Below are 23,650 nucleotides of genomic sequence, written 5' to 3'. Positions count from 1 at the left end.
GGCCTGCCACCGACGAGTTCGGTGGCAGGCCCCGTCCTTTTTAAACCAAATTCTAGATAAGAGAAGTGGCTCTACGTTCCGCAAAAGCTCGTGAAGAAGCGGGACTCGATAGGCGCGCCTTCCAGGTAGTCAAGGCCGGCACGGCGTTCAAAGGGGTTACTGACAGCTTCCAGCAGCTCCTCAAGCGGCAGCTGGTTTCCGCGCTCCACCTGCCGCAGGGCAGCATCGAGTGCCAAATTTCTGGGGATGCAGACCGGATTATGTGCCAACATGAGTTCCGTGGCGCGTTCAGGAGTAGTACCTATAGCACTCTTCAGTTCTTCCCACCGGGCCAACCAGCCCTGCCGGTCATCCTCCGGAATCAGACAGGTTCCTTCGGCCAAAGACCTAAAGAACCCTGTAAAGTCTAGGGCATGGCGCTCCAGCAGCCCCAAGGTAGCCTGCCCAAACCTACCCACCTGGGCACGGACGTCCTCACCAACCCCATCCAGGTCAAGCCCCAGCTTGGTAGCAAAGGCAGCTATTTGCTGCTCCACCACTTCATCTTCGAACTCCGATATCACTTCGGTGGCTAGGTGGATTGCCCGGTTCGGGTTTTCAGGGTCGATGATATCGAGCAGGGTTTCGGCAAAACGGGAAAGATTCCAGGCGGTGATACCGGGCTGGTGGTTATAGGCGTAGCGGCCCTGGCGGTCGATAGAACTAAAAACCTTGTCGCGCTCAAAAGCATCAATGAAAGCGCAGGGACCAAAATCGATAGCTTCGCCGGAAATAGTTACGTTATCGGTGTTGAGCACCCCGTGCACAAACCCCAGCGCCTGCCAGCTAGCTACCAGGTGAGCTTGCCGCTGCGCCACAGCACGAAGCAGGGCAAGGGCCCGCTCACTACGGGTTTCCCCCGGGGTGAGGTGGGGGTAATGACGGGCCAGGGCATAATCGACCAGCTGCCCCCGCACCTCAGGGTCGCAGTGGTACTGGGCAAACTGGAAGGTACCTACCCGCAGGTGACTGGCGGCAACGCGCAGGACCAGACCCGCCGGCTCCGGTTCAGGTGCGCGGCGCTGCACCTTCTCTCCGGTCCCGAACACAGCCAGGGCCCTGGTAGTCGGCAGGCCGAGCGCATGCAGGGACTCCCCGATGACAGCTTCCCGCCAGGCCGCCGACAGCGGAGCCTTGCCATCCGAACCGGGGCGCGAGAAGGGCGTCCGCCCGCTGCCTTTCAGGTGAAGATCACAGCGGGTAGCACTACCGCCTTCTTCTCGCGCGGGTACAGCCAGTTCGCCGATGAGGTGGGCCCGCCCGTCGCCCAGCACCGGCGAAAGCTGCCCGAACTGGTAGCCCGAGTAGGCCAGGGTAGCCGTGGGGGCCTCTCCCCTGCCCGTCATCCAGGCTAAACCGGCGTCAGTGCGCAACCAGGCCGGGTCCAGCCCCAGGTCACGGGCAAGATTCTCGTTGAGCCAGGCCAGGCGGGTACCCTGCGGGATATCCGGCTGGGCATGGCGAGCAAGGTCAGGGAAGGCCTCGCTGTAGGTATGGTCAAGGAGCGGGGCGGACACACGAGGTTCAGTAGGCTGCATAGGGCTAGTTTATCGCCCGGTCGAAGGCTAGTGAGACTGGCTTAGAGGCAGGGAGTTGCCACCGATTTTAAAATTTCTTAAAGACACCAACCGAAAATAATCAGTTTAACTGATGAGTAAAGTTGATAATCTATCAAGGCATAAAAATCCTGCCAGGGGCCAATGTGCTACGGCAGGGCTTAAGTCAACAAAAAACCGGCTCTTATCAACAAGAGCCGGTTTTTCTGTGTCCCACATGGGGTTTTCTTGTGCGCGAGGGGGGACTTGAACCCCCACCCTCTAATACGAGGACTAGCACCTCAAGCTAGCGCGTCTGCCTATTCCGCCACCCGCGCAAGGTGTCTTGCACTTCTTCAACCGAAGGCGTGCTGGCAACGAGTAATAACTATACCGGGCGCTTTTCGCGCACGCAAACCAGAAAGGGGATTTGGTGGCATAAGCTCCATCACACCCAAGCGCTGGATGGTTACCAGACAAGCACTCCCCTACGGGCTGGCGCTCAAGTTTCCTGATTTAAGCCACCTCAGCAGAGTCCTTCTCAACAAAAAACCGGCTCCTGTTGACAGGAGCCGGTTTTTCTGTGTCCCACATGGGGTTTTCTTGTGCGCGAGGGGGGACTTGAACCCCCACCCTCTAATACGAGGACTAGCACCTCAAGCTAGCGCGTCTGCCTATTCCGCCACCCGCGCAAGGTGTCTTGCACTTCTTCAACCGAAGGCGTGCTGGCAACAAGTTATTACTATACACAATGTTTAGAGAACCTGCAAAATCCACCTCTCACTGCCCCCACCAGCGCTACCCAACTCGACCTTGTACATACAGGGGCTTACTATAGTGATGTGAATAACGAAAATTTGACCCAAGAAGAGGCCGCTCTGCGCGCCCGTACTATCAGCGTTGATACTTACGATGTGCATGTTGATCTCACCCATGCCAGCTCTGACTTCGAAACCTACCCGGTAGCCACTACCGTCCGGTTTACGGCGACCGAGGGTGCTAGTACCTTTATTGACTACATTCATCAGTCGGTGGAGTCGGTGAAGCTGAATGGGGTGCCGCTGCCTGTTGATGAGGTGGTTGAGGGCTCCCGTATCGCCCTACAGGATTTGCAGGCGGAGAATACCCTCACCATCAAGGGCCGGTCGTACTTTAGCCGCTCAGGTGAGGGCCTGCACCGCTACATTGACCCGGCTGACGGCAAGATTTACCTCTACACCCAGTATGAGCCCGCCGATTGCCGACGGGTCTTCCCCAACTTTGAACAGCCCGACCTCAAAGCTGTGTTCAACTTCCGTATTACGGCCCCTAAGAGCTGGGTGGTGAGCTCGAATGCTGAGCTGGACCGCGAAATTGATGACCCGTCAGATTCATCGATTTCTAAGCGTGTTTTCAAGCCGACTGCCCGTATTTCTACCTATATCACCGCTATTGTGGCGGGCGAGTACTTTACCGCTTTCGATACCTATACCCCGGCGTCCGCTGTTAATTCCGGGCCTATCCCCCTGGTTGCCTACTGCCGCCAGTCGCTCAAAGAGCATTTTGACTACCAGAATATTTTTGCCGTGACCAAGCAGGGCCTGGACTTCTTCCAGGACCTCTTTGACTATGCCTACCCCTACCCCAAGTACGAGCAAGCTTTTGTACCGGAGTACAACCTGGGGGCGATGGAGAACCCCGGCCTGGCGACCTTTACCGAGGGGTATATTTTTGTCTCCGGTGCTGATGAGTCCCAGCTTGAGGGCCGGGCTAATGTGATTTGCCACGAGATGAGTCACATGTGGTTTGGTGACCTGGTCACGATGAAGTGGTGGAATGACCTGTGGCTCAAGGAGTCTTTTGCAGACTTCATGGGGCACCTGGGCGCTGCTGAAGCCAATGGCTATAAGGACGCCTGGGTCACCTTTGCGAATTCCCGTAAGGCCTGGGCTTACCGTCAGGATCAACTGCCGACAACTCACCCGATTGTTGCGGATATCCCCCACCTTGAAGCTGCCCGTCAGAACTTTGACGGTATTACCTACGCCAAGGGTGCGAGCGCCCTGAAGCAGCTGGTTGCTTATGTTGGGTTTGATCAGTTTATTGAGGCTGCGCGGGTTTACTTTAAGCGGTTTGAGTGGGGTAATACGACTCTTGATGATTTCTTGGGTGTGCTCGATGAGGTCTCTGATCGTGATGTTCGTACGTGGGCTGAGGCGTGGTTGCAGACGAGTGGTTTGTCTGAGCTGTCGTGTGAGCGTGTAGCTGGTGCTGATGGTTCGGTGCAGTTGGTGGTGCGTCAGCAGTTGCCTGTGGGTGTTCCCGCTGAGTTGGGGCGTCCGCATCTGTTGAAGATTGCCCTGTTCGCCTCTGAGGGTGGGGGTCTGGTGCCTACGGGTGTGGTGTCGGCTGATATTCCTGTGGGTCAGAATGAAGTGCTGGTTGAGTTGACTGAGCAGGAGCAGGCTCTTGTGGTTGCTGCTGATGTGGTTTTGCTCAACGCTGAGGATTTGACCTATGCCAAGGTTGCCCTGGCTGAGGCTGATGGGCTTGAGCTTGCTTTGAGTCAGGTCTCGTCGGTGGAGGACGCCCTGTCGCGGGGTCTGTTGTGGGGTAGCTTGTGGAATATGGTGCGTGATGGCAAGCTTGCTAGCCGCCGGTTTGTGCTGGCTGTGGGGCAGGCTGCCGCTGCTGAGCCGTCCGCTACCCTGCTGTCGAATATTGTGGATCAGGCGCAGACTGCGATTTCTTTGTATACCCCGGTGGGTGCTCGTGGGGAATTGTGGGATACCCTGTATGCTGCGCTGTCTGAGGCGCTTGCCTGCGCTAAGGAAGGTAGCGATGAGCAGCTGATTCTGGTGAGGGCGTTACTGTCTGTGTCAGCGCATTCACAGCTGGGTCTTGAGTTCGCTCAGGATCTGGCGCGGGGTGCGCGCGGGCAGGTTGAGGGCTTTATTTCTGATGCTCCTGGTATGAGCTATAACCAGACTCTGGGTTGGAAGGCTCTGGGGGCACTTGCGGTTCAGGACGCGGTGACCCAGCAGGAGCTGGATGAGGCGCGGTCTTTCCGTCCTTCTGCGACGGCTGAGCGTGGCTATGCTTTTGCGACCGCTGCCCTGCCGGTGGCGGCTGCGAAGCAGGCCGCCTGGAACCTGGTGACTGAAGATATGAGCCTTTCGAATGAGTTGCTGTCGGCGACAGCTGCTGGTTTCCAGCACGGCCCGGAGGAGCTGCGCACAGGTTACCGGGATGCTTTCTTTGAGCTTCTTGCCCCCACCTGGGCTGCCCGTACCGGCGGTATGGCTACTCGCGTTATCCGCGGCCTCTATCCGGCGGTAGAGATCGCTGAGGGGGACGAGGCAACCCACCCGGTTATCCGCGCCACCGAGCGCTGGCTAGCCGAGCACACGGACGCCCCCACCGCCTTGGTGCGACTGGTGCGGGAGCTGCTCGATGATGCCGTCCGCATCCTTAACGCTCAGGCCTATAACGCACCTGCTGCCGAAGAGGGGGCAGGTAACTAGTTCTTTACCTGGGAATCTACGCAGAAAGCCGGTTTTGGGGCGCAGCATTGCAAACCAAAACCGGCTTTTTCGTGAGAAGCTATAGAGAGTAACTTTTTGGGATAAGGAGCCTACTGTGACCGACTACGTACTGGGCGATCGCGGCACCGTGCAGGTCATCACCGATGACTACTACGATGCAGAAATTCTTCAGGTTTTTGAAGAACTCTTGATTGACCGCGAGCGGGTCTGGAACGGTGAGGTTCGCCTTGTACCAGAGCCCGATAACCCCTACCAGCCCCAGGCTATTGCGGTCTATGCTGACGACCTCAAGCTGGGGCGGCTTTCCCCCGAGGACTCCGCTGCCTATTGGGGCCCGATTACCCGCGTTGTGGCCTCGGGCTACGATGCGGTCACCCGTATGCAGCTCTCTGCTGTTCTGCGCGGAGTCACCGGTGAAACCCACATCGAAAGCAGTGGCCAGCTCTCCCTGAGTGCTCCCGGTTCCCTCTTCCCCCTCAACAATGCCCCCACCCAGGCAACCCTGTTGCCCCAGGGGGCCTCCATGAAGGTGCTCGATGAGAAGGACCATTCCGAGTACCTGCACTCCATCCTGCCTCCCTCCGGTGAGGGGCGGGTGATTCTCTCCCTGGAGAACAACCAGATTAAGCACGCGGACGGGCGTGTGGTTGACTCGGTCGACGTCCTGCACGACCGCAAGGTAGTGGGCCGTCTCTCCACCCAGATTTCCGAGCAACTGGCCCCCGTCATCCGCTACGCCTACGAGCACGATAAGCTCACCAGCGCCTGGGGCACCATCCGCGGCAATTCCTTTGAGCTGTCCCTGACGGTTCAGGCCGTCCGCCCCTCTGAAATTCCTGCCGAGTGGTATCAGGAGCTCCCCAACTACCTACCCGAGCTTCTACCGGCAGCGCCCTCCTACGAGGTGCCCCCCGCCTACGCGCCGACCGAGGGTGAAGCGATCCGCAGCAACGCCCCTAAGAAGAAGCGCTCACTCATGCCCAGCCGTCCTGCTGTAAGCGAGCCCACTGCCCTTGAAGCCAACAGCGCAGAGGCCGCAGAGCCCACTACAGCAAGTTCCCTGGGCCTACAGCGTATCTCTGTTCTCCTTGGGCTTGTCGGCGGGCTTATCCTGGTCACGGGCCTGGTTCTTGTCTTCTTCAAGCCCCTGCTCGGCGTCCTCGGTATCGTACTGGGAGCCTCCATTGCCTTCCTCGCCCTCTTCTTCGGGCGCGACAACAGCTACACCGAAGAAGAAGTATCAGCAGACCCGCTCGAACACTAGCATCACTATCAAAAGAAAATACAAGGGGAGACCCACCACAAACTGGTGGGGCTCCCCTTATACCCTCTGGCGAGGGGCTACCTGGGCTTAGTCAGAACCGTAGGTAGCAATGTAGTTAGGCATGGTATCGGTCTGCAGGGCATAAGACAGGGCGCTGGTTGCAGCAGCATCGAGAACCACGATGGACTGGCCATCCCAGGACCAGCCGGTACCGGCATTCGGCAGGGTCATGGAGACCAGCTGGGTGTTACCGTTGGAAAGCACAGGCTGGGCAATACCCACGATGGCTGAAGGTGACAGACCTGAGTCAACACTCATGTAAGGTGAGACAGACTCAATGACCTGCAGCAGCTTGCTGGCAGAAGACAGGGCGCCATCGGCCTTGAGCTCATTGTAGACACCGCGCAGGAAGGCACGCTGGTTACGGACGCGCTGGTAGTCACCATCAGAGAAAACGTAGCGTTCGCGCACGAAGACCAGCGCCTCACCACCGGTCATGGTTTGGGGACCGGCAGCAAAGGAATACCCAGCGGGAGTTGCGTTAAAAGCGAAGGGAACATCAACAGTTACCCCGCCCAGAGTATCAACCAGAGCCTTAAAGCCCTGGAAGTCAATTTCAGCAACGTGATCCATCTGAATACCGAGAAGCTGCTCAATGGTAGCAACCTGCAAGTCAACACCACCGTAGTTTAGACCGGCATTAACCTTGTGGGAGCCGTAACCGGGGATATTGACCCAGGTATCACGCATAATTGAAATCAGGTAGGCAGCTGAGCCGTCCTCAGGGATATGAAGCACCATGATGGTATCGGCACGGGCACCGGTCACATACTGTGCCTCGGCACCAGAGCGCTGGTCAGAGCCCAGCAGCAGAATATCAGTGGAGGCGGTGTTGACCGGACGGTCGGTGACAACACCACCGGCTACAGCATCCAAAATGCCGTCGCCGTTAGCATCGCCCTCAGAGACGTTGCTTTCTAAGGTAGCGCCCGACTCATTAGTAATCGTTGCCTCAGCTGCCTGATCAACCAGGGCCTGCAACTCGTCATTATGGGGGGTAGTGACGGAGCCGTCCTCATTGGGCATGGCGTTATCAAAGGTCTCGGACTTATTCCAGGCCTTATTAATCATGAACAGGTAGCCGCCCACAGCGATAACCGGAATCAGCAACAGAATGAGCAAGGTAATCCAGAGGGCTTTTTTGCTTTTCTTCTTTTTAGGTTCTTCGTGAGCCGCGACGGACACGGTACCTCCCTAACTAATCTCAAAAGGGGCGCGCACCGCACCCGGCAAAAGGGTGCGGCACGCGGAGTGAATCGAACCCAATTCTACGCAGTGAACCTACAAAAACACCCCGTAACGCGTGATAAATCACGGTCGCGGGGTGTGATATTAAGCCTGAATAGACTGGCTGTAAACTTAGGCCTTCTTGCCGAAGTTTGCGAAGCGAGCGTTGAAGCGCTCAACACGACCAGCGGCGTCCATGATGCGCTGCTTGCCGGTGTAGAAGGGGTGTGAAGCTGATGAGATTTCAACTTCTACGAGGGGGTACTCATTGCCGTCTTCCCACTTTTCGGTCTTCTGAGAAGTCATGGTTGACTTGGTCAGGAAGGTCTCGCCTGATGCGAGGTCGCGGAAAAGAACGTAGTTGTATTCAGGGTGGATGCCAGCCTGCATGATATTTACCTTCTTCGTGCCCTGGATTTTGCCAGTGCATATCTTGTTGCTACCGGGGCGGGTGCCTACCGGTGGTTGCGGTTTACAACCGAGGAACTACTCTACCATCTTTGGGCGGGTTTCCCAGAAGGCAACGGCTGAGGCGGCCGCTACATTCAAGGAATCGACCCCGTGGCTCATGGGAATCATGACGGTGTGCTGGGTAACTGCCAGGGTGGATGTGGCCAGCCCGTGCCCCTCGGTGCCCAAAATCAGGGCCAGCTTCTCGTCTTTGCGGTCTGCCAGTTCGGTCAGGCTCAAAGAATCTTCTTCCAGGGCGAGCGCCGCGGTGGTGAAGCCCGCTGTGTGCAGGGTGTCGAGGGCGCCGGGCCAGGAGTCCAGCCTGGCCCAGGGTACCTGGAAGACAGTGCCCATGGAGACGCGGATTGAGCGCCGGTAGAGCGGGTCGGCGCAGCGCGGGGTTACCAGCACTAGGTCGACGTCGAGGGCGGCTGCTGAGCGGAAGATGGCGCCCACGTTGGTGTGGTCCACGATGTCTTCCAGAATTGCGATGCGCCGCACCCCCTCAAGCAGGGACTGTAAGGGGGTGGGTTCAGGCCTGGCCATGGCAGCCAGGGCCCCGCGGTGCAGGGCGAAGCCGGTAACCTGCTCCAGCTCGTCCTCACTTCCCACAAAGGCGGGCACCTCGGGGTGTTCCTGCAGCACGTCAATGAGGTCGTCAGCCCATTTTTCGCTCATGAGAAACGAGAGAGGCCGGTGCCCGGCGGCGAGCGCCCGGCGGATTACCTTGGAGGATTCTGCGATGTAGATTCCCCATTCGGGTTCTTTGATGGAGCGCAGCTTGACGTCGGTGAGGTGGGTGTAGAAGCGGGTGGCCTCGCTCGGGGCTGTGCTGAGCGGACGCGTGTTAGGCAGGGCGGTGACGCGGGCTGAGCGTTCTGCCAGCCGCTCGGGGGTGAGTTGTTTGGGTTTCATGCTTGTGAGCTAGCGGGCGAAGGCTGAGTAGCGGCCGGACTCGTGAATGGTCAGGTCGAGGTCGAGGCCGTAGGTGGCTGAGACGTTGGCCTGGGTGAGGGTTTCTTCGATGGGGCCTGCTGCTACGATTTCGCCTTCGCGTAGGAGCAGGGCGTGGGTAAAGCCTGCGGGGATTTCTTCGAGGTGGTGGGTGACCAGGATGGTGGCTGGGGCGTAGGGGTCAAGGGCCAGGTGGGTGAGGCGCTTGACCAGGTCTTCGCGGCCTGCAATGTCCATGCCGGCGCCGGGTTCATCGAGAATCAGCATTTCGGGGTCGGTCATCAGGGCGCGGGCGATGAGCACTCGCTTTTTTTCGCCCTCAGACAGGGTGCCGAAGGGGCGGTCAGCTAGGTGGGCTACCCCCCAGTCGTCGAGCAGGGCCTTGCCCTGGTTGTCGTCGAAGGAGTCGTATTCTTCGTTCCAGCGGCCTGCTACGCCGTAGGCTGCGGTGATGACGACATCGAGCACGGTTTCGTTGCCGGGGATTTGGGCTGCCATGGGGGCTGATGAGAGGCCGATGCGGGGGCGTAGTTCAAAAACGTCGACGGCGCCGAGGATTTCGTCGAGGATGTCGACTTCTCCGCGGGTGGGGTGCAGGCGGGCTGCTGCGATGGAGAGCAGGGTGGTTTTGCCCGCGCCGTTGGGGCCAAGGACGACCCAGCGTTCGCCTTCTTCGACAGACCAGGTGATGTTGTGGATGAGGTTCTTACCGCTTCGTGAGACAGTAACCTTATTAAGTTCAAGAACTGATGCCATGGTTCACAACTTTAGTAGATAATGGTGCCTATGAGTACTTCTGTGAATATTGTTGCTATTTCTCGTGCGGACGCCCCCCTGATTGCTACCGAGGAGCAGCTGGTTGCTGCGCTGCAGGCGGTTGAGGGTCTGGAACTTGAGTCGGGTCTTTTGATGGAGGTTCCTGCCTCTCGCGTGGAGCGCGAGGCTGAGGGCCCGGCCTATTCGGTCTATATTGCCGCAGCTTCGTGGGAGCGCGGTGATGTTGAGGACGCCCGCGGCGCCTTGGATCTGCTGGATGGGGAGCGTTCGCTGGGCTTTGATTTGAATGTGGTGCCCGCTGAGTTGGCCAATGATGAGAAGAAGCTGCTCATTATGGATGTTGACTCTACCCTGATCCGCCAGGAGGTCATTGACGAGCTGGCAGCTGCGGCAGGACGCGGCGCTGAGGTTGCTGAGGTGACCGAACGGGCGATGCGAGGAGAGGTCGATTTTGAGGCATCCTTGCGTGAGCGGGTTGCCACCCTAGCCGGCCTCGAGGAGTCGGTGATTGATGAGGTGGCTTCCAAGGTGCTGTACTCCCCCGGCGCCACCAAGTTGGTTGAGGTTTTCCTGGCTGCCGGGCACGAGGTCTGCGTGGTCTCGGGCGGGTTTGTGCAGGTTCTCTCCCCGCTGGCGGGCTACCTGAACCTTTCCAAGGCGCGGGCCAACGTCCTTGACATCATCGAAGGTAAGCTGACCGGCAAGGTCACCGGAGAGGTCATTACAGGTGAGGTCAAGAAGGAGTCGCTGAAGGAGTGGGCTAAGGAGTTCGATATAAAGTCCTCCCAGACCATTGCTGTGGGCGATGGTGCCAACGATGTGCTCATGATTCTTGAGGCGGAGCTGGGTGTTGCTTTCAATGCCAAGACTGCCCTGCTTGAGGTTGCCGATGCCCAAATCAATACCTTGCGCCTGGACGCGGTGCGCCATTTCGCTGGGCTCTAAAGATTTGCGGGGCTCTGCCCTCACGCTATATAGATAAAGGACGCTGGTAGGTGGCTACCAGCGTCCTTTTACGTGCTGAAATCAGCGGGTTTGTACCATGCCCTGCCCACTTTTGACCTTAAAAACGGGCAGGGCGCGGTACAAAGTCCGCCAGGAGATTACTTGATGAAGCCGCCCGCGCCGCCGACCAGCTCGATGTGACCGGTTTCAACGTCGGCAGTTACCATCTTGGCAACTTCCTGGGCGAACTCGTTGACGGTGTAGAGCTTGCCGGCTTCTTCGCGGCGGGCCTCGATGGCGCCGGGGTGTAGGCGGTTGAGCAGGGCCGCAGTGACGGTACCCTCAATCATGTCGGCGGAGACAACCACCAGGGAGATGCCCTTTTCGGTGAGTGCGGGGATTTCTGCTAGCAGGGCGTCCTCGCCGGCGCGCTTGGACTCAGCAACCGGCTTGTACTCGGGCATGGTCTCTACTTCGCGGATGAAGTGGGCCTGGTGGCTAGTCACAAAGACGATGCGGCCACCCTCGGGCATCTTTTCAGCTGCCAGGCGGGCCAGGCGCAGCTGGGAGTCGCGGTTGAGCACCATGGCGTAGTCGTCGGGCATGCCGGCTTCCATGCCTCCAGAGGCGTTGAGAATGAGGTAGTCCAGGGAACCGAAGTTCTCGATGGCAGCCTCTACAAGGGCGGCGGCGTCCTCAGCCTTGGTCACATCCCCCTGTACGGCAACGGCCTTACCGCCGGCCTCTTCAATGGCGGAAACAACCTTGGTGGCGCGGGGTGCCTTGGAGCGGTAGTTGACGATGATGTTGGCTCCCTGGGCGGCAAGGATCTGGGCGGTATCTGCGCCCACGCCGCGGGAGGAACCGGTAATGATAATGGTCTTGTTCTGAAGTGACATTCTTAGTCCTTATAAGCGTTGTACAAATGATTTGTTTAAGTAGCAATGGGCGGCAGCTCCCCGGCAGCCGACTGGCTGGGGCTGGCATGAATCGCCGTGATGAGTGCCGAGATTCCGAGCAAGCGAGGAAAATAATCTCGGCGCGAATCTGGCGAGCTTGCGAGCCAGTTAGCGAACCGGCGAGAAGGTTAGTCGGCAGAGGGGAGCTGCTGCCCTTCGCTGGCATATACCGGCCAGGCTGTTTTAGTGCCCCATACCCAGGCCACCATCGACGGGAATCACGGCACCTGAGATGTACCCTGCGGCGTCGGAGGCAAGGAAGAGAGCTACGTCGGCGATTTCTTTTGGTTCGGCGAAGCGGCGGGCGGGGATAGAGTCGGTGTACTGCTTTTTGAGGTCGTCGGAGAGTTCCTCGGTCATGTCGGTTTTGATGAAGCCGGGGGCGATGACGTTGGCGGTGATGGAGCGGGCGCCGAGTTCGCGGGTGATGGAGCGGGCCATGCCGACGAGGCCTGCCTTGGAGGCGGAGTAGTTAACCTGGCCGGGGTTGCCGTAGAGTCCGACGACGGAGGAGATGAAGATGATGCGGCCGCCCTTGTTTTTGAGCAGGCCCTTGGTGGCGCGCTGGGCGACGCGGAAGGCGCCGGTGAGGTTGGTGTCGATGACGGAGGTGAAGTCGTCTTCTTTCATGCGCATGAGCAGGGTGTCTTTGGTGATGCCTGCGTTGGCGATGACGACGCCGACGGGGCCGAATTCTGCTTCAACGGCGGTGAAGGCTGCGTCGATAGAGGCTGAGTCGGTGACGTCTGCTTTGACGGCGAAGAAGTCGGCGGGGGGTTCACCGCTGCGGTAGGTGATGGCGACGTTGTAGCCGGCTTTTTTGAATTCGGTGGCGATGGCGTAGCCGATGCCGCGGTTGCCGCCGGTGATGAGTACGGTGGGGTTGGTCATTGTTTCACCTTGTTGTGGGGTTTTGTTTCTGCCCCTATCTTACGCTCTTGAGAAAAAAGTGGTGGTTTGTTCAAGTAGGCGCGTGTTATTTGGCCTGACGGGTTTGGTTAAGGGGTCGGTCGGGGTGTGCATGCGAGGGGTAGACTAGTGGGGTGAGTTTGAGCCTGTGTGAGGAGGGTACCGGTGGTGCAGAAGTATTGGACTGCTGAGGATTTGAAGGCTGCCGGGTACTCTTCGGGCGATTCTGAGGTTTTTGAGATTACGGACGCCGCTGAGCGGCAGTCGGTGGGGGTCAGCTCACGGGCAAAGGTGTATGCCTTCAAGATGTTTTTGCGCATTGTTTTTATTATTGCTGCGGTGATGGTGGACGGTGTGTGGCAGTGGGTGTGCCTGGCGGCTGCTGCGATTATTCCCTGGACGGCAGTGGTGGTAGCTAACGGTGAGGCTAAGCAGGGTGGTGGCGGGTTTTCGGCCATGCTTCCGCCGGAGCAGCAGGCTGCCATTGAGGCGGCCCAGGCAGATCGGGCTGCCCGTGCTGCGGCAGCAAGTGGACGAGACACCGAGGGCGCGGACGCCGGTTGGCCAGCTGGTAGTCGCACCCAGGCGAGCACTCACCCGGCAGATTCTGCGACTGAGGGTTCTGATGAGCCGGTGATTATTGATGGTGAAGTGGTTTTTGATGAGGACGGCAAGGAGTAGCGGGTGGATATTTTAGGTTCTTTGAATCAGGGGCAGACTGCTAGCAGCGGTCAGGGGCCTGATTTTGTGAAGTGTAGCCGTAAGGGCTGCCAGAGGCAGGCTCGTTTTGAGGTGCTGTGGAATAACCCGAAGGTACATGCCCCGGAGCGGCTCAAGAGTTGGGCGGCCTGTGAGGAGCACGTGCAGTATTTGCAGGATTTTTTGGTGGCCCGTAGTTTTTGGAAGCAGACTGTCCCTCTGGGATAGGGTGGTTGGTTGTGAAGAAATACGGTTTTTTGCTCTCTGGTAAGTGGGTTGGCCTATTTGTGCTGACGGTGGTCGCCTCGCTGGTGTGCCTGTATTTGGCGAGCTGGCAGATGAGCCGCAAGGAGGCGCTTGATTTTTCGAATGAGCGTATTTCGCAGAACTACGATGCCGCTCCCCTGGCTTTTGCCGATGACCCTACCCTATTTGCGTCCGCTCATTCTGAGCTGCGCTGGCAGCCGGTGACCATGACCGGCCAGTACCTAAGTGAGCACCAGTTGCTGGTGCGCAACCGGCCCTATAACGGTTTGAATGGTTATGAGGTTCTGGTGCCTTTCCAGACTGACCAGGGCCATATTGTGGTGGTGAATCGCGGCTGGATGGAGGCTGCTTTTGGAGATGCCGGTTCGACAGCTACCCCGGTACCTGCTCCCCCAGCTGGGCAGGTAACCATTACAGTTCGCCTGGTGGAGGGTGAGATCGATACGGGTGCTTCATCGGTGGACGGGCAGATTACCAGTATTGACCTTCCCGAGGTTGCTGAGATGACCGGTCTTAATGTTGATACGGTCAACTATGGTGTGCTGGCGTCTGAAGACCCGGCCCCGGCGAGCGCCCCGGTCGCTAAGGATAAGCCAGAAGAGGATTACGGGCCGAACCTGTCGTATTCGGTGCAGTGGTACTGTTTTGCAGCCATGTTTTATATCGCTTATTGCTGGTCTGCCCGCCAGAAGGTGCGCAACGATGAGCTCGATGCTCAGGTCGCCGCTGAACTTGAGGCCTATTTTGGTCAGTTCTACGATGCCGATGGCACCTATATCGGTGATGAGGACGAAGATGTGGTGCGCCGCCGTATGGAGTTTGTGGATGATATGCCCGCGCACATGAAATCTATTGTGCGCCCCAAGGCTCCTAAGCGCAGTAAGAAGATTACCGATGAAGAGGTGGAGGACGCCCTGCTCGATGAGCAGCTCTACCGCTAGGTTTTGTGGGTGCTTGAGATAGAAAATGCTCCCCAGCTACGCCAACTCCGTGACCACCGGCGTCCTTTTAGAACAAATATTCGAAACTGTGTTAAAGTGGTGCTTTCACTTCCAGAGGATTATTCATAAGGATCGCACCATCATGATGGGTTATTCCCACTCCATTAGCGCAGCAGCAGCCTGGCTAGCCCTCAACGAGGCGGGAGTCTTGGGCCTTGACGACCCCACCACCCTGGCCGTCACCACCCTAGCGGCTGCCGGTGCGGGCATGCTCCCCGATATTGACCACCACAACGGCACCATCGCCCACTCGATTTCGCCGGTCAGTCGCTGGGTTGCCCTGTTGGTGGGCCGACTTTCAGGCGGCCACCGCAAGGGAACCCACTCCCTGGTGGGGCTGGCAGCTTTTTGGGCGCTCGCCTACTTTGCCGACCGGCTGACCTACGCGGGCATCCCCGTCCTAGCCCTGGCCCTAGCCGGTTTTGCTGGCGGCCTGGCCCTGCGCACCTTCAAGGCCCCGGGGGGCTGGCTGGGGGCGCTCGCGGTCATTGCCGGAACCATCTATACCGATTCACTGGCCCTCATGCCCTGGGCTGTTCTCACCGGTGCGACTGCCCACCTTATCGGCGATGCCCTGACCACCCGCGGGGTTAACCCCTTCTGGCCAGCAACTATCAAGCCCGTAGTGCCCAGCAAGCTCTGGCGCAAGAGCGGCTACATGGCCCTACCCATCCTGGGCGATGCTGGCTCAGCCCGCGAGAACTTCCTCACCGCCACCCTGACCGTCTATATCGGGGCCTACACCCTGGCCTTTTTCGGTTTCCTCACCAGCTACCCGACCCAGCTGGTCAGCGGCCTCTTCGCCGGAGCCTAAGACTTCAGGCAAAGACAGCAGGGCCCGGCACCATACGGTGCCGGGCCCCTGTCTTTCACCCGTGTATCACTTCTATGTAGTCACTCATGAGGTGGGGTGGGAAGGAAAACAAAAATATATCTGTGCCGCTGAGGCAAACGATGTTTAGTCTTCGGTCCAGAAAACGTCGACCTCTACGCCCTCTTCAGCGATTTCGGGGTAACGCACATCGTGTGATTCCAGCATAGAATCATCCTTTCAAGGTTCGGCCCAACGTCGGTGTTGGATTTGTGTGCCGCCTCATCGGTGAGGCGGTGTTCTTGAGGTATAGCTGGGGAAGATTGGCTTCCGAAGCTGGTATTCACTCTACGCTGCCCGACCCGCCCTGCACCAGGGAAATAGGGCCGTTATCATTTCGTGACCTTTGTTTGGGAAAGGAAAACCCACGAAACACACAGAACTTTTTCGTAGAGTGTGGTGGCCCCAACAGCGGGTTTATGTAAGAAACAGACAAACAAGCCTATTTGTACGGACCAGATAGGGTGCTGACACAAGACCGCCCCGCCCGGTCAACTACCGGGCGGGGCGGGCGTCCGCTCATTCCAGCCTAAGCCAGGGAGATAAGGTCCTGATATTCCTTGCTCCACAGGTCTTCGACCGCATCGGGCAGCAGTAACACGCGCTCGGGGTCAAGGGCCTCCACTGCCCCCTCATCGTGGGAAACCATCACAATGGCCCCCCGATAGTTCTTCAGGGCGTTCAAAATCTCTTCGCGCGAGGCCGGGTCGAGGTTGTTGGTGGGCTCATCGAGCAGCAGAACATTGGCAGACGAGGCCACCAGGGTTGCCAGCGACAGGCGGGTCTTCTCGCCACCAGAGAGCACGCCTGCGGGCTTATCGACGTCATCTCCCGAGAAGAGGAAGGAGCCGAGAATGGTACGGACGCGGGTGTCATCAAGGTCGGGGGCCGCCGACTTCATGTTCTCAAAGACGGTGCGGTCGTGGTCCAGAATCTCGTGTTCCTGGGCAAAATAACCCACCTTGGCCCCGTGACCGTAGGTGACCTCGCCAGTATCGGGCTGGGTGCTCTTTGCCAGCATGCGCAGCAGGGTGGTCTTACCGGCGCCGTTAAAACCCAACACCACCACGCGCGAGCCGCGGTCGATAGCCAAATCGACGTCGGTAAAGATTTCGAGGGAGCCGTAGCTCTTAGACAGACCCGTCGCCGACAGGGGTGTCTTGCCGCAGGGGGCAGGGTCGGGGAAGCGAATCGCGGCCACCTTATCGACCTGGCGCTCTTCCTCCAGCCCGCGCATGAGCTTTTCAGCGCGCTTAATCATCTGCTGGGCGGCAACAGCCTTGGTGGCCTTGGCACGCATCTTATTGGCCTGCTCCATTAGAGCTGAGGCTTTCTTCTGGGCGTTGGCGCGCTCGCGCTTGCGGCGGGCCTCGTCCTGCTCGCGCTGCAGCAGGTAGTTCTTCCAGCCCATGTTGTAGATATCGATGACGCAGCGGTTGGCATCCAGGTAGAAAACCTTGTTGACCACCAGTTCCATCAGTTCCACGTCGTGGGAGATGACCAGGATGCCGCCCTGATAGTTCTTCAAAAACTCGCGCAGCCAGACCACTGAGTCGGCGTCCAGGTGGTTGGTGGGCTCATCGAGCAGCATGGTGTCAGCATTAGCAAAGAGAATGCGGGCCAGTTCAACGCGGCGGCGCTGACCACCAGAGAGGGTGGACAGGGGCTGATTGAGGACGCGCTCGGGCAGGTCAAGATTGGCGGTGATGGTAGCTGCCTCCGACTCAGCGGCATAACCGCCACCGGCAATAAACTCAGCTTCGAGCCGGTCGTAGCGGCGCATGCCCTTGGCGTGCTCTGCGGGGTCTTCGCTAGCCATCATTTCCTGGGCCTGACGCATTTTGCGGGCAACCCCGTCCAGGCCGCGGGCCGAGAAGATGCGGTCCTTGGCGAGCTGGGTCATGTCATCGACCTTGGGGTCCTGGGGCAGGTAGCCGATGGTGCCACCGCGGGTGACAGTGCCGTCAGCGGGCAGTGTCAGCCCGGCCAGCACCTTGGTCATAGTGGTTTTACCGGCGCCGTTTCGACCCACGAGACCGACCTTATCGCCCTTATCAATGCGGAAGGTGACGTCCTCCATGAGCAGGCGAGCGCCAGCTCGCAGTTCGAGGTTGTTGACTGACAGCACGGGTCTGCTCCTTGGGTGGGGTGGGTTGGCCAGCTATCTATCTTACCACCCCGGTGTGGTGCTGGTCGATGTTGGAAGGACCACCGGGCGTTGATTCGGGCTGGCGTCACAGAAGCGAAAGAAAAGCGGAGTTTTTGAACGGTGTTCAAAACCTGTTTATAGTAGTGGGCATGACATCATCACAGACTTCCCCGCGCCCGGAGCGCACCGTTGCTAATCCCGGCCGCGATTTGGCCCTTATCGCTGTTTTTGCCGCTTTTATTACCGTATGCGCCCTACTGCCCGCTATTCCGGTGGGTCCGGCCGCTGTTCCGATTACCCTCCAGACCCTGGCGATTTATATCGCAGCCCTGACCCTGGGGGGCACCCGCGCTGCCCTTGCCGTCACCCTGTATGTCGTCGCTGGCCTGATTGGCCTTCCGGTTTTCTCTGGAGGCAAGGGCGGCTTCGGCACCATCGCCTCCCCCTCCTTTGGCTATCTGCTGGGCTTCATTCCCGGTGCCCTGGTCACCGGTGGGCTTGCCTACGCAGCCCTGCGCCGCCGCATGAGCGGGGCCGGGCTGTTTGGCGCCTTTGTGGTGGCTGTACTGGCAGGTTTTGCCATCATCCAGGTCTTTGGCGTTGCCGGCATGATGATTAACGCTGACCTTGAACTGGGTGCTGCCGTTGCCGCTGCCCTGATTTACGTCCCCGGCGATCTCATTAAGTGCCTGGTAGCCGTACTAGTTGCCCTGGCTGTGCACCGGGCCTTCCCTACCCTGGCCCGCCGCTAGGTACGATAGAGCCCGTGTTTTTTTCTCGCTCTTCACGCGCAAGCGCTGCAAGCCCGTCGACCCAATTTTCGGACGACGGGCTGCTTGCCACCCGCTCAGCCACCGTAACCGTTGACACCGGCACCAGCGACCGCACTCTCTTACACAACATCACCGTGGAGCTCTCTACCCCGCGTACCGCAGTGCTCGGCCTCAATGGCTCGGGCAAGTCAACCTTCCTACGACTCTTCAACGGGCTCTCCCAGCTCACCTCGGGCGAGGTCACCGTACACGGGGTGAGCGTGAGTGAGCATCTACCCGCGGTGCGCTCGCGGGTAGGTATGCTCTTTTCAGATCCCGGCGCCCAGCTGGTGATGCCGACGGGGGTTGAGGATGTCGAGCTCTCCCTTCAGCACATCAAGGGCAAGGACGCCCGCCGCGCCGCCGCCCTGGAGGCCCTTGCTGAGCGCGGGGTTGAGCACCGCGCTTTTGACTCTGTCTATAACCTCTCAGGCGGTGAAAAGCAGTTGACCGCCCTAGCTGCCGTACTTGCAGTAAATCCTAAGGTTCTACTTTTAGATGAACCCACAACGCTTTTAGACCTCAAGAATAGGTTAAGACTATTTGACCTGCTTGACTCTCTTCCCCAGCAGCAGGTCATCTCCACCCACGACCTTGACCTGGCAGCAACCTGCGATGAGGCAATCGTTATCCACGAGGGTCGCCTGCTGGCGCAGGGGCCGGCGGCAGACGTCCTGGCAGATTACCAGCACTGGTGTGCCACGGACTTCCCAGCCCCACCTGAACCTGCTGACCCCCAACGTCCCGGGGGGCAGGTGTGAACATTGCCAACCAGCTCTTTGGCATCTACCAGCCCCTTAGCACCCCGGTGCACTGGGCACCCCTGTGGGCTAAAGGCGTCTTTATTCTTCTGCTGGGCATCTCCCTGGCAGCTACCAGCCACTGGGGGTTTGGCCTTGCGGCCCTCGCGCTGGTGCTGGCTCTTGGGGCTCTGGCAAAAATTCCCTGGCGTACCTGGGTGCAGTCCCTGGCTTCCCTTTCCTGGTTGCTGGCGATTCTGTTGGTCTACTACCTGGTGAGCGGCAAGCTAGAGTCGGGGGCGGACGTCCTGCTGACCCTGCTCACCATGATTGCCGCTTCAAGGGTCTTACTCTGGTCAACTCCCCTGCCGGTGCTTATTGACGGCTTCATCTGGCTATGCACCCCTCTCAAGTGGGTAGGAGGATCCCCTGAACGGGTGGGCCTGGCCCTGGCATTAATGGTTCGCTCAATCCCGGTGATTATGGATAACTGGAACCTCATTCAGGCAGCTGTGGCAGCTCGCGGAATCAAGGTGGCCCCATTCCGCCTCTTCATTCCCCTGGTCATCGCCACGGTAGCCTACGCCCAGGAAACCGGCGACGCCCTGGCAGCCCGGGGCCTTGATGCACCATAAAGCCCGCAAAGGAGCAAGGTGGTGAAAAGTACAGCCCTACCAGGCGGCAGAATACCGCCTGCATCAGCGGCAGGTGGGCCATAATAGGAAGGACGAAGGTGCAGAGATGCACCTTTTTTCTTTGACAAAAACGCCCTAGGATTCCATGAAAATCAACCAATTCATTCACCGGCGAGAATGGTTACTCGTCCTGGTGGCGGTGCTGTCCATCGTGGCTCAGGTCTACCTTGACCTCAAGGTACCCGAGTACATGGAGAACATCACCCTCACCATCTCAACCCCCGGGTCCAAACTGAGGGACGTCACCTCTGACGGCACTCTCATGCTGGCAGCAGCCCTGGCCTCTATGGTCTGCGCCATTATCACCGGCTTCTGCACCGCAATTTTCGGTACCACCCTAGCCCGGCGCATGCGGGCCGGGGTCTACAACAAGACCTTTGACCTCTCCAGTGCCGAGGTGAACCACATCGGCACCGACAGCCTCATCACCCGCTCCACCAACGATGTCACCCAGGTGCAGATGTTTGTGGTCATGGGCCTGCAGATGAGCATTAAGGCCCCCATCATGGCGGTCTGGGCTAGCTCCAAAATCGCTACCCAGTCGCTGACCTGGACCATCCCCACCGGGATCGCCGTCCTTGCCACCCTGCTGGTGTTGGGCGTCGCCATGGGCCTGGCCATCCCCCGCATGATGCGTATGCAGAAAATCACCGACCGTCTCAACCGGGTGACCCGCGAGCACCTGACCGGTTTGCGCGTCATTCGGGCCTACACCACCGGTGCCTTCCACGAGGAGCGGTTTGAGGAGGTCAATACCGACCTGCGTAACACCACCCTCTTCATCAGCTCCACCATGGCCTTCATCATGCCCCTGCTGACTGCCATTATGACCGGCCTGTCGCTCTCTATTTATGTGCTGGGTGCTGTGCTGATTAACGGTACAGCCGACTTGACCGAGCGCGTCACCCTCTTTGGGCAGATGGTGGTTTTCTCTACCTACGCCCTGCAGGTTGTCACCAGCTTCATGATGATGACCGTTATCTTTGTGATGGGCCCGCGAGCGCTGGTTGCCTGGCGCCGTATCCGCGAGGTTCTTACCACCCAGGCGGCGGTTGTGGACGGCGGGGTTAGTGCTGGTGCGGCCCCGGCAGGTTCCCTGGAGTTTAGGAATGTCAGCTTCCGTTACCCCGAGGCGGACGGGGACGCTCTGCATTCAATTTCATTTACGGCTGCCCCGGGTGAGACCGTGGCGATTATCGGCTCGACCGGCTCGGGCAAGTCGACCCTGGTGAACCTGATTCCGCGTTTTGCCGATGTGCGCGAGGGGGCGGTACTGGTGGACGGCGTTGATGTTCGTGACTGGAACCAGAAGGACCTGCGCGACCGCCTGGCCTATGTGCCCCAAAAGAGTGTGCTCTTCTCTGGTTCGGTGGCCTCGAACCTGGCCCTGGGTGAGGGTCTGCGCCCGGTGACCCCCGAGGACGTGGTGGCGGCGGCTCACGCTGCTGCGGCGGCTGAGTTCGTGGGGAAGAAAGAGGACGGCTACGCCTCGGCTGTTGCCCAGAACGGCAAGAATTTCTCGGGTGGCCAACGGCAGCGCCTGTCGATGGCCCGGGCCTTTGCCCGTGGCGGGGAGATCATGATTTTCGATGATTCCTTCTCAGCCCTGGATTATAAGACCGAGCGGGATATCCGCAGCCAGCTCAAGAACTCCGCTCAGGGGGCGACCATTGTGGTAGTAGCCCAACGTATCGGTACGGTACGGGAGGCCGACAAGATTCTGGTGCTTGATAAGGGCCGTCTGGTGGGATCCGGCACCCATGAGGAACTTCTGGCTACCAACGAGGTCTACCAGGATATTGCCCTGTCCCAGCTCTCTGAGGAGGAACTTCGCTCATGAGCCAGTCACCAGTGTTTACCCCCGAAGAGCTAGAGTCAGCCCGCCGGGGCCTAGAATCTGCCCAGAAGCTGCGCGATAGCCAGCTCAAAAGCGAGAAGGGCTCCCGTCCAGGGGGCCCGGGTGGCCCCGGTGGCCCGCCGCGCGCACCCATGCCGGGGCAGGCGTCCGCGCCCTTTAAGCAGACCATGGGCAAGCTCCTTGCCTACCTACGCCCGGTGCTGCCGGGCATGGTGGTCGCTATCGTCGCTGCCGTCATCGGGGTAATTCTCAACATTGTGGCCCCGCAGTTCCTCTCGGCTATCACCGACGAGATTCAAAAGGGTTTTACCGGCCAGCTGGATATGGGCGAAATCTACCGCCTCATGTGGATATCCATCGGCATGCTGGTGGCCTCCCTGCTCCTAAGTCTGGTGGAGGGGCAGATTATGGCCCGCTCGACCGTCTGGGTATCGCGTTCCATGCGCCACGACCTAGACCGCAAAATCGACCGACTGCCCCTGGCCTACATGGACAAGGGTTCTACCGGCGATACCCTCTCGCGCGTGACCAACGACGTCGATACCCTACAGCAGACCCTCAATAACTCCCTGGCTACCACCATCACCGGCGTGGTCACCCTGGTGGGCTCAGCCGTCATGATGTTTGTGACCGACTGGCGCATGGCCCTGGCCGCTATTGCTGCCTCCCTGCTCGGCATTGTGGCCTCCGGCTTCGTGCTGGCCCGCAGCCAGAAGTACTTCGTGGCCCAGCAGCAGCTCCTCGGCAAGCTCAACGGCCACATCGAAGAAACCCTAAGCGGCCACTCCATGATTCGCGCCTACAACGGAGAAACCGCCGCCCGCGCCGAATTTGCCGACCGCAACACCGACCTCTACCGGGTGGCCTGGAAGTCCATGTTCTTCTCGGGCCTCATGTTCCCCCTCATGAGCTTCATCGGCAACCTGGGCTACGTGGTGGTCTGCGTGGTCGGCGCCGCCCTGGTGCTGAACAACACCATCACCTTCGGCGTCATCGTCGCCTTCATCGTCTACGTCCGCCTCTTCACCAACCCCCTGGGCCAGCTCGCCCAGTCGGCTACCTCCCTGCAGTCGGCGGCAGCTGCGGGCGCTCGCGTCTTTGAGTTCTTGGAGGCCGAGGAGCTGGCAGACGAGTCCGCCAAGACCGGCGCGCTACCCCAACCCGTGCGCGGCGCTGTGGACTTTGAGGACGTGCGGTTCAGCTACGAGCCGGGCAAGGAGATTATCCACGGCTTTACCGCTTCGGTGGCACCGGGCCAGAAGGTGGCGATTGTGGGCCCGACCGGGGCCGGTAAGACTACCCTGGTCAACCTGCTCATGCGCTTCTACGAGCTGGATTCGGGGCAGATTCGCATTGACGGGGTACCCACCACCGACCTGACCCGTGAACAGGTTGATTCCCTCTTTGCCATGGTGCTGCAAGATACCTGGCTCTTTGAGGGCACCCTGCGGGAGAACGTGGTCTACGGGGCTGGGGAGGTGAGCCAAGAGCGCCTGGATGAGGTCATGGCCTCGGTTGGCCTGGACGAACTCGTATCACAGCTGCACCACGGGTACGACACGGTACTAACCGACCAGACCCAGCTCTCAGCTGGCCAGAAGCAGCTGGTTACGATTGCCCGCGCCATGGTGGCTCAGAAACCCCTGCTGATTCTGGATGAGGCGACCTCGTCGGTCGATACCCGCACCGAGCTGCTGATTGCCCGGGCCCTGGGCCAGCTAGCCGTGGGCAAGACCTCCTTCGTGATTGCCCACCGTCTCTCTACCATCCGGGACGCCGACGTCATCTTTGCTATGCGCGACGGCGATATCGTCGAATCCGGCTCCCACGCTGAGCTGCTGGAGCGCGGCGGCTTCTACGCCGAGCTCTACAACTCGCAGTTCGCAGGGGCGGACGAGTAGGGAGGGCGGAGCAG

The 23,650-nt window shown here is 59.4% G+C and carries 19 protein-coding genes and 2 tRNA genes; 11 read left to right on the top strand and 10 right to left on the bottom strand.

What is annotated here, in order from left to right:
- Positions 1-71 precede the first annotated feature (71 nt).
- The 3 genes from VSX42_RS01625 to VSX42_RS01615 form a co-directional block, all read right to left on the bottom strand.
- Positions 72-1,577 (bottom strand): protein adenylyltransferase SelO family protein, encoded by a 1,506-nt coding sequence (locus VSX42_RS01625; protein ID WP_326502666.1) that lies wholly within the window; start codon positions 1,575-1,577, stop codon positions 72-74.
- 249 nt (positions 1,578-1,826) lie between these two features.
- Positions 1,827-1,912, bottom strand: a tRNA-Leu gene (locus VSX42_RS01620).
- 268 nt (positions 1,913-2,180) lie between these two features.
- Positions 2,181-2,266, bottom strand: a tRNA-Leu gene (locus VSX42_RS01615).
- A gap of 150 nt (positions 2,267-2,416) precedes the next feature.
- Here VSX42_RS01615 and pepN point away from each other — a divergent pair.
- Entirely contained in the window at positions 2,417-5,077 is a 2,661-nt protein-coding gene (gene pepN / locus VSX42_RS01610) for an aminopeptidase N (protein ID WP_326502665.1), read from the top strand.
- A 115-nt stretch (positions 5,078-5,192) separates the two neighbouring features.
- Positions 5,193-6,362 (top strand): hypothetical protein, encoded by a 1,170-nt coding sequence (locus VSX42_RS01605; RefSeq protein WP_326502664.1) that lies wholly within the window; start codon positions 5,193-5,195, stop codon positions 6,360-6,362.
- Between the two features lie 87 nt (positions 6,363-6,449).
- Here VSX42_RS01605 and VSX42_RS01600 read toward each other — a convergent pair whose 3' ends face one another.
- The 4 genes from VSX42_RS01600 to VSX42_RS01585 form a co-directional block, all read right to left on the bottom strand.
- Entirely contained in the window at positions 6,450-7,607 is a 1,158-nt protein-coding gene (locus VSX42_RS01600) for an LCP family protein (RefSeq protein WP_326502663.1), read from the bottom strand.
- Between the two features lie 174 nt (positions 7,608-7,781).
- Positions 7,782-8,039, bottom strand: coding sequence for a type B 50S ribosomal protein L31 (locus VSX42_RS01595; protein ID WP_083091002.1), 258 nt, complete (start codon positions 8,037-8,039; stop codon positions 7,782-7,784).
- A gap of 96 nt (positions 8,040-8,135) precedes the next feature.
- On the bottom strand, positions 8,136-9,014 hold the full coding sequence (locus tag VSX42_RS01590; protein WP_326502662.1) for an RNA methyltransferase: 879 nt from the start codon (positions 9,012-9,014) through the stop codon (positions 8,136-8,138).
- A gap of 9 nt (positions 9,015-9,023) precedes the next feature.
- The gene (locus VSX42_RS01585; RefSeq protein ID WP_237185651.1) at positions 9,024-9,809 is read right to left on the bottom strand and encodes an ABC transporter ATP-binding protein; all 786 of its coding nucleotides are present in this window, start codon (positions 9,807-9,809) and stop codon (positions 9,024-9,026) included.
- 30 nt (positions 9,810-9,839) lie between these two features.
- On the opposite strand from VSX42_RS01585, the gene serB reads away from it, so the two are divergent.
- A complete protein-coding gene (gene serB, locus VSX42_RS01580; RefSeq protein ID WP_326502661.1) occupies positions 9,840-10,775 on the top strand; it encodes a phosphoserine phosphatase SerB in 936 nt (311 codons plus the stop codon).
- Between the two features lie 158 nt (positions 10,776-10,933).
- Here the strand turns inward: serB and VSX42_RS01575 are convergent, their stop codons facing one another.
- Positions 10,934-11,674 (bottom strand): SDR family oxidoreductase, encoded by a 741-nt coding sequence (locus tag VSX42_RS01575; protein ID WP_326502660.1) that lies wholly within the window; start codon positions 11,672-11,674, stop codon positions 10,934-10,936.
- A 243-nt stretch (positions 11,675-11,917) separates the two neighbouring features.
- Positions 11,918-12,625 carry a beta-ketoacyl-ACP reductase gene (locus VSX42_RS01570; protein WP_326502659.1) on the bottom strand — a complete coding sequence of 236 codons (708 nt, stop codon included), beginning with the start codon at positions 12,623-12,625 and terminating at the stop codon, positions 11,918-11,920.
- A gap of 183 nt (positions 12,626-12,808) precedes the next feature.
- On the opposite strand from VSX42_RS01570, the gene VSX42_RS01565 reads away from it, so the two are divergent.
- From VSX42_RS01565 to VSX42_RS01555, 3 genes are all read left to right on the top strand, one after another.
- Positions 12,809-13,324 (top strand): DUF3099 domain-containing protein, encoded by a 516-nt coding sequence (locus VSX42_RS01565; RefSeq protein ID WP_326502658.1) that lies wholly within the window; start codon positions 12,809-12,811, stop codon positions 13,322-13,324.
- Between the two features lie 257 nt (positions 13,325-13,581).
- Positions 13,582-14,550, top strand: a complete 969-nt coding sequence (locus tag VSX42_RS01560) for an SURF1 family protein (RefSeq protein ID WP_326502657.1) — start codon at positions 13,582-13,584, stop codon at positions 14,548-14,550.
- 142 nt (positions 14,551-14,692) lie between these two features.
- Positions 14,693-15,424, top strand: a complete 732-nt coding sequence (locus tag VSX42_RS01555; RefSeq protein WP_326502656.1) for a metal-dependent hydrolase — start codon at positions 14,693-14,695, stop codon at positions 15,422-15,424.
- Positions 15,425-16,010: 586 nt separating this feature from the next.
- Here VSX42_RS01555 and abc-f read toward each other — a convergent pair.
- Positions 16,011-17,609, bottom strand: a complete 1,599-nt coding sequence (gene abc-f, locus VSX42_RS01550; protein ID WP_326502655.1) for a ribosomal protection-like ABC-F family protein — start codon at positions 17,607-17,609, stop codon at positions 16,011-16,013.
- Between the two features lie 170 nt (positions 17,610-17,779).
- Between abc-f and VSX42_RS01545 the strand changes: the two genes are divergently transcribed.
- The 5 genes from VSX42_RS01545 to VSX42_RS01525 all read left to right on the top strand — a co-directional run bounded on the left by VSX42_RS01545 (position 17,780) and on the right by VSX42_RS01525 (position 23,636).
- On the top strand, positions 17,780-18,382 hold the full coding sequence (locus VSX42_RS01545) for a biotin transporter BioY (protein WP_326502654.1): 603 nt from the start codon (positions 17,780-17,782) through the stop codon (positions 18,380-18,382).
- 14 nt (positions 18,383-18,396) lie between these two features.
- A complete protein-coding gene (locus VSX42_RS01540; RefSeq protein ID WP_237199044.1) occupies positions 18,397-19,203 on the top strand; it encodes an energy-coupling factor ABC transporter ATP-binding protein in 807 nt (268 codons plus the stop codon).
- Entirely contained in the window at positions 19,200-19,817 is a 618-nt protein-coding gene (locus VSX42_RS01535) for an energy-coupling factor transporter transmembrane protein EcfT (RefSeq protein ID WP_326502653.1), read from the top strand. Before VSX42_RS01540 ends, VSX42_RS01535 begins: the two co-directional genes overlap by 4 nt.
- A 145-nt stretch (positions 19,818-19,962) precedes the next feature.
- On the top strand, positions 19,963-21,717 hold the full coding sequence (locus tag VSX42_RS01530; protein ID WP_326502652.1) for an ABC transporter ATP-binding protein: 1,755 nt from the start codon (positions 19,963-19,965) through the stop codon (positions 21,715-21,717).
- Positions 21,714-23,636 (top strand): ABC transporter ATP-binding protein, encoded by a 1,923-nt coding sequence (locus tag VSX42_RS01525; RefSeq protein WP_326502651.1) that lies wholly within the window; start codon positions 21,714-21,716, stop codon positions 23,634-23,636. The genes VSX42_RS01530 and VSX42_RS01525 overlap by 4 nt, the downstream gene beginning before the upstream one ends.
- Positions 23,637-23,650: the final 14 nt, after the last annotated feature.

The organism is Rothia nasimurium, from assembly GCF_035916755.1.
GTDB lineage: Bacteria > Actinomycetota > Actinomycetes > Actinomycetales > Micrococcaceae > Rothia.
The sequence above is the reverse complement of the archived record's forward strand: the minus strand, read 5'-3'. Positions and strand labels throughout refer to the sequence as shown.

Coding starts and splice junctions, on each gene's coding strand:
- VSX42_RS01570 (WP_326502659.1), bottom strand. CDS start 12,625: ATGACCAACCCCACCGTACTCATCACCGGCGGCAACCGCGGCATCGGC.
- VSX42_RS01595 (WP_083091002.1), bottom strand. CDS start 8,039: ATGCAGGCTGGCATCCACCCTGAATACAACTACGTTCTTTTCCGCGAC.
- VSX42_RS01585 (WP_237185651.1), bottom strand. CDS start 9,809: ATGGCATCAGTTCTTGAACTTAATAAGGTTACTGTCTCACGAAGCGGT.
- VSX42_RS01530 (WP_326502652.1), top strand. CDS start 19,963: ATGAAAATCAACCAATTCATTCACCGGCGAGAATGGTTACTCGTCCTG.
- VSX42_RS01545 (WP_326502654.1), top strand. CDS start 17,780: ATGACATCATCACAGACTTCCCCGCGCCCGGAGCGCACCGTTGCTAAT.
- serB (WP_326502661.1), top strand. CDS start 9,840: ATGAGTACTTCTGTGAATATTGTTGCTATTTCTCGTGCGGACGCCCCC.
- VSX42_RS01525 (WP_326502651.1), top strand. CDS start 21,714: ATGAGCCAGTCACCAGTGTTTACCCCCGAAGAGCTAGAGTCAGCCCGC.
- VSX42_RS01555 (WP_326502656.1), top strand. CDS start 14,693: ATGATGGGTTATTCCCACTCCATTAGCGCAGCAGCAGCCTGGCTAGCC.
- VSX42_RS01625 (WP_326502666.1), bottom strand. CDS start 1,577: ATGCAGCCTACTGAACCTCGTGTGTCCGCCCCGCTCCTTGACCATACC.
- VSX42_RS01590 (WP_326502662.1), bottom strand. CDS start 9,014: ATGAAACCCAAACAACTCACCCCCGAGCGGCTGGCAGAACGCTCAGCC.
- VSX42_RS01575 (WP_326502660.1), bottom strand. CDS start 11,674: ATGTCACTTCAGAACAAGACCATTATCATTACCGGTTCCTCCCGCGGC.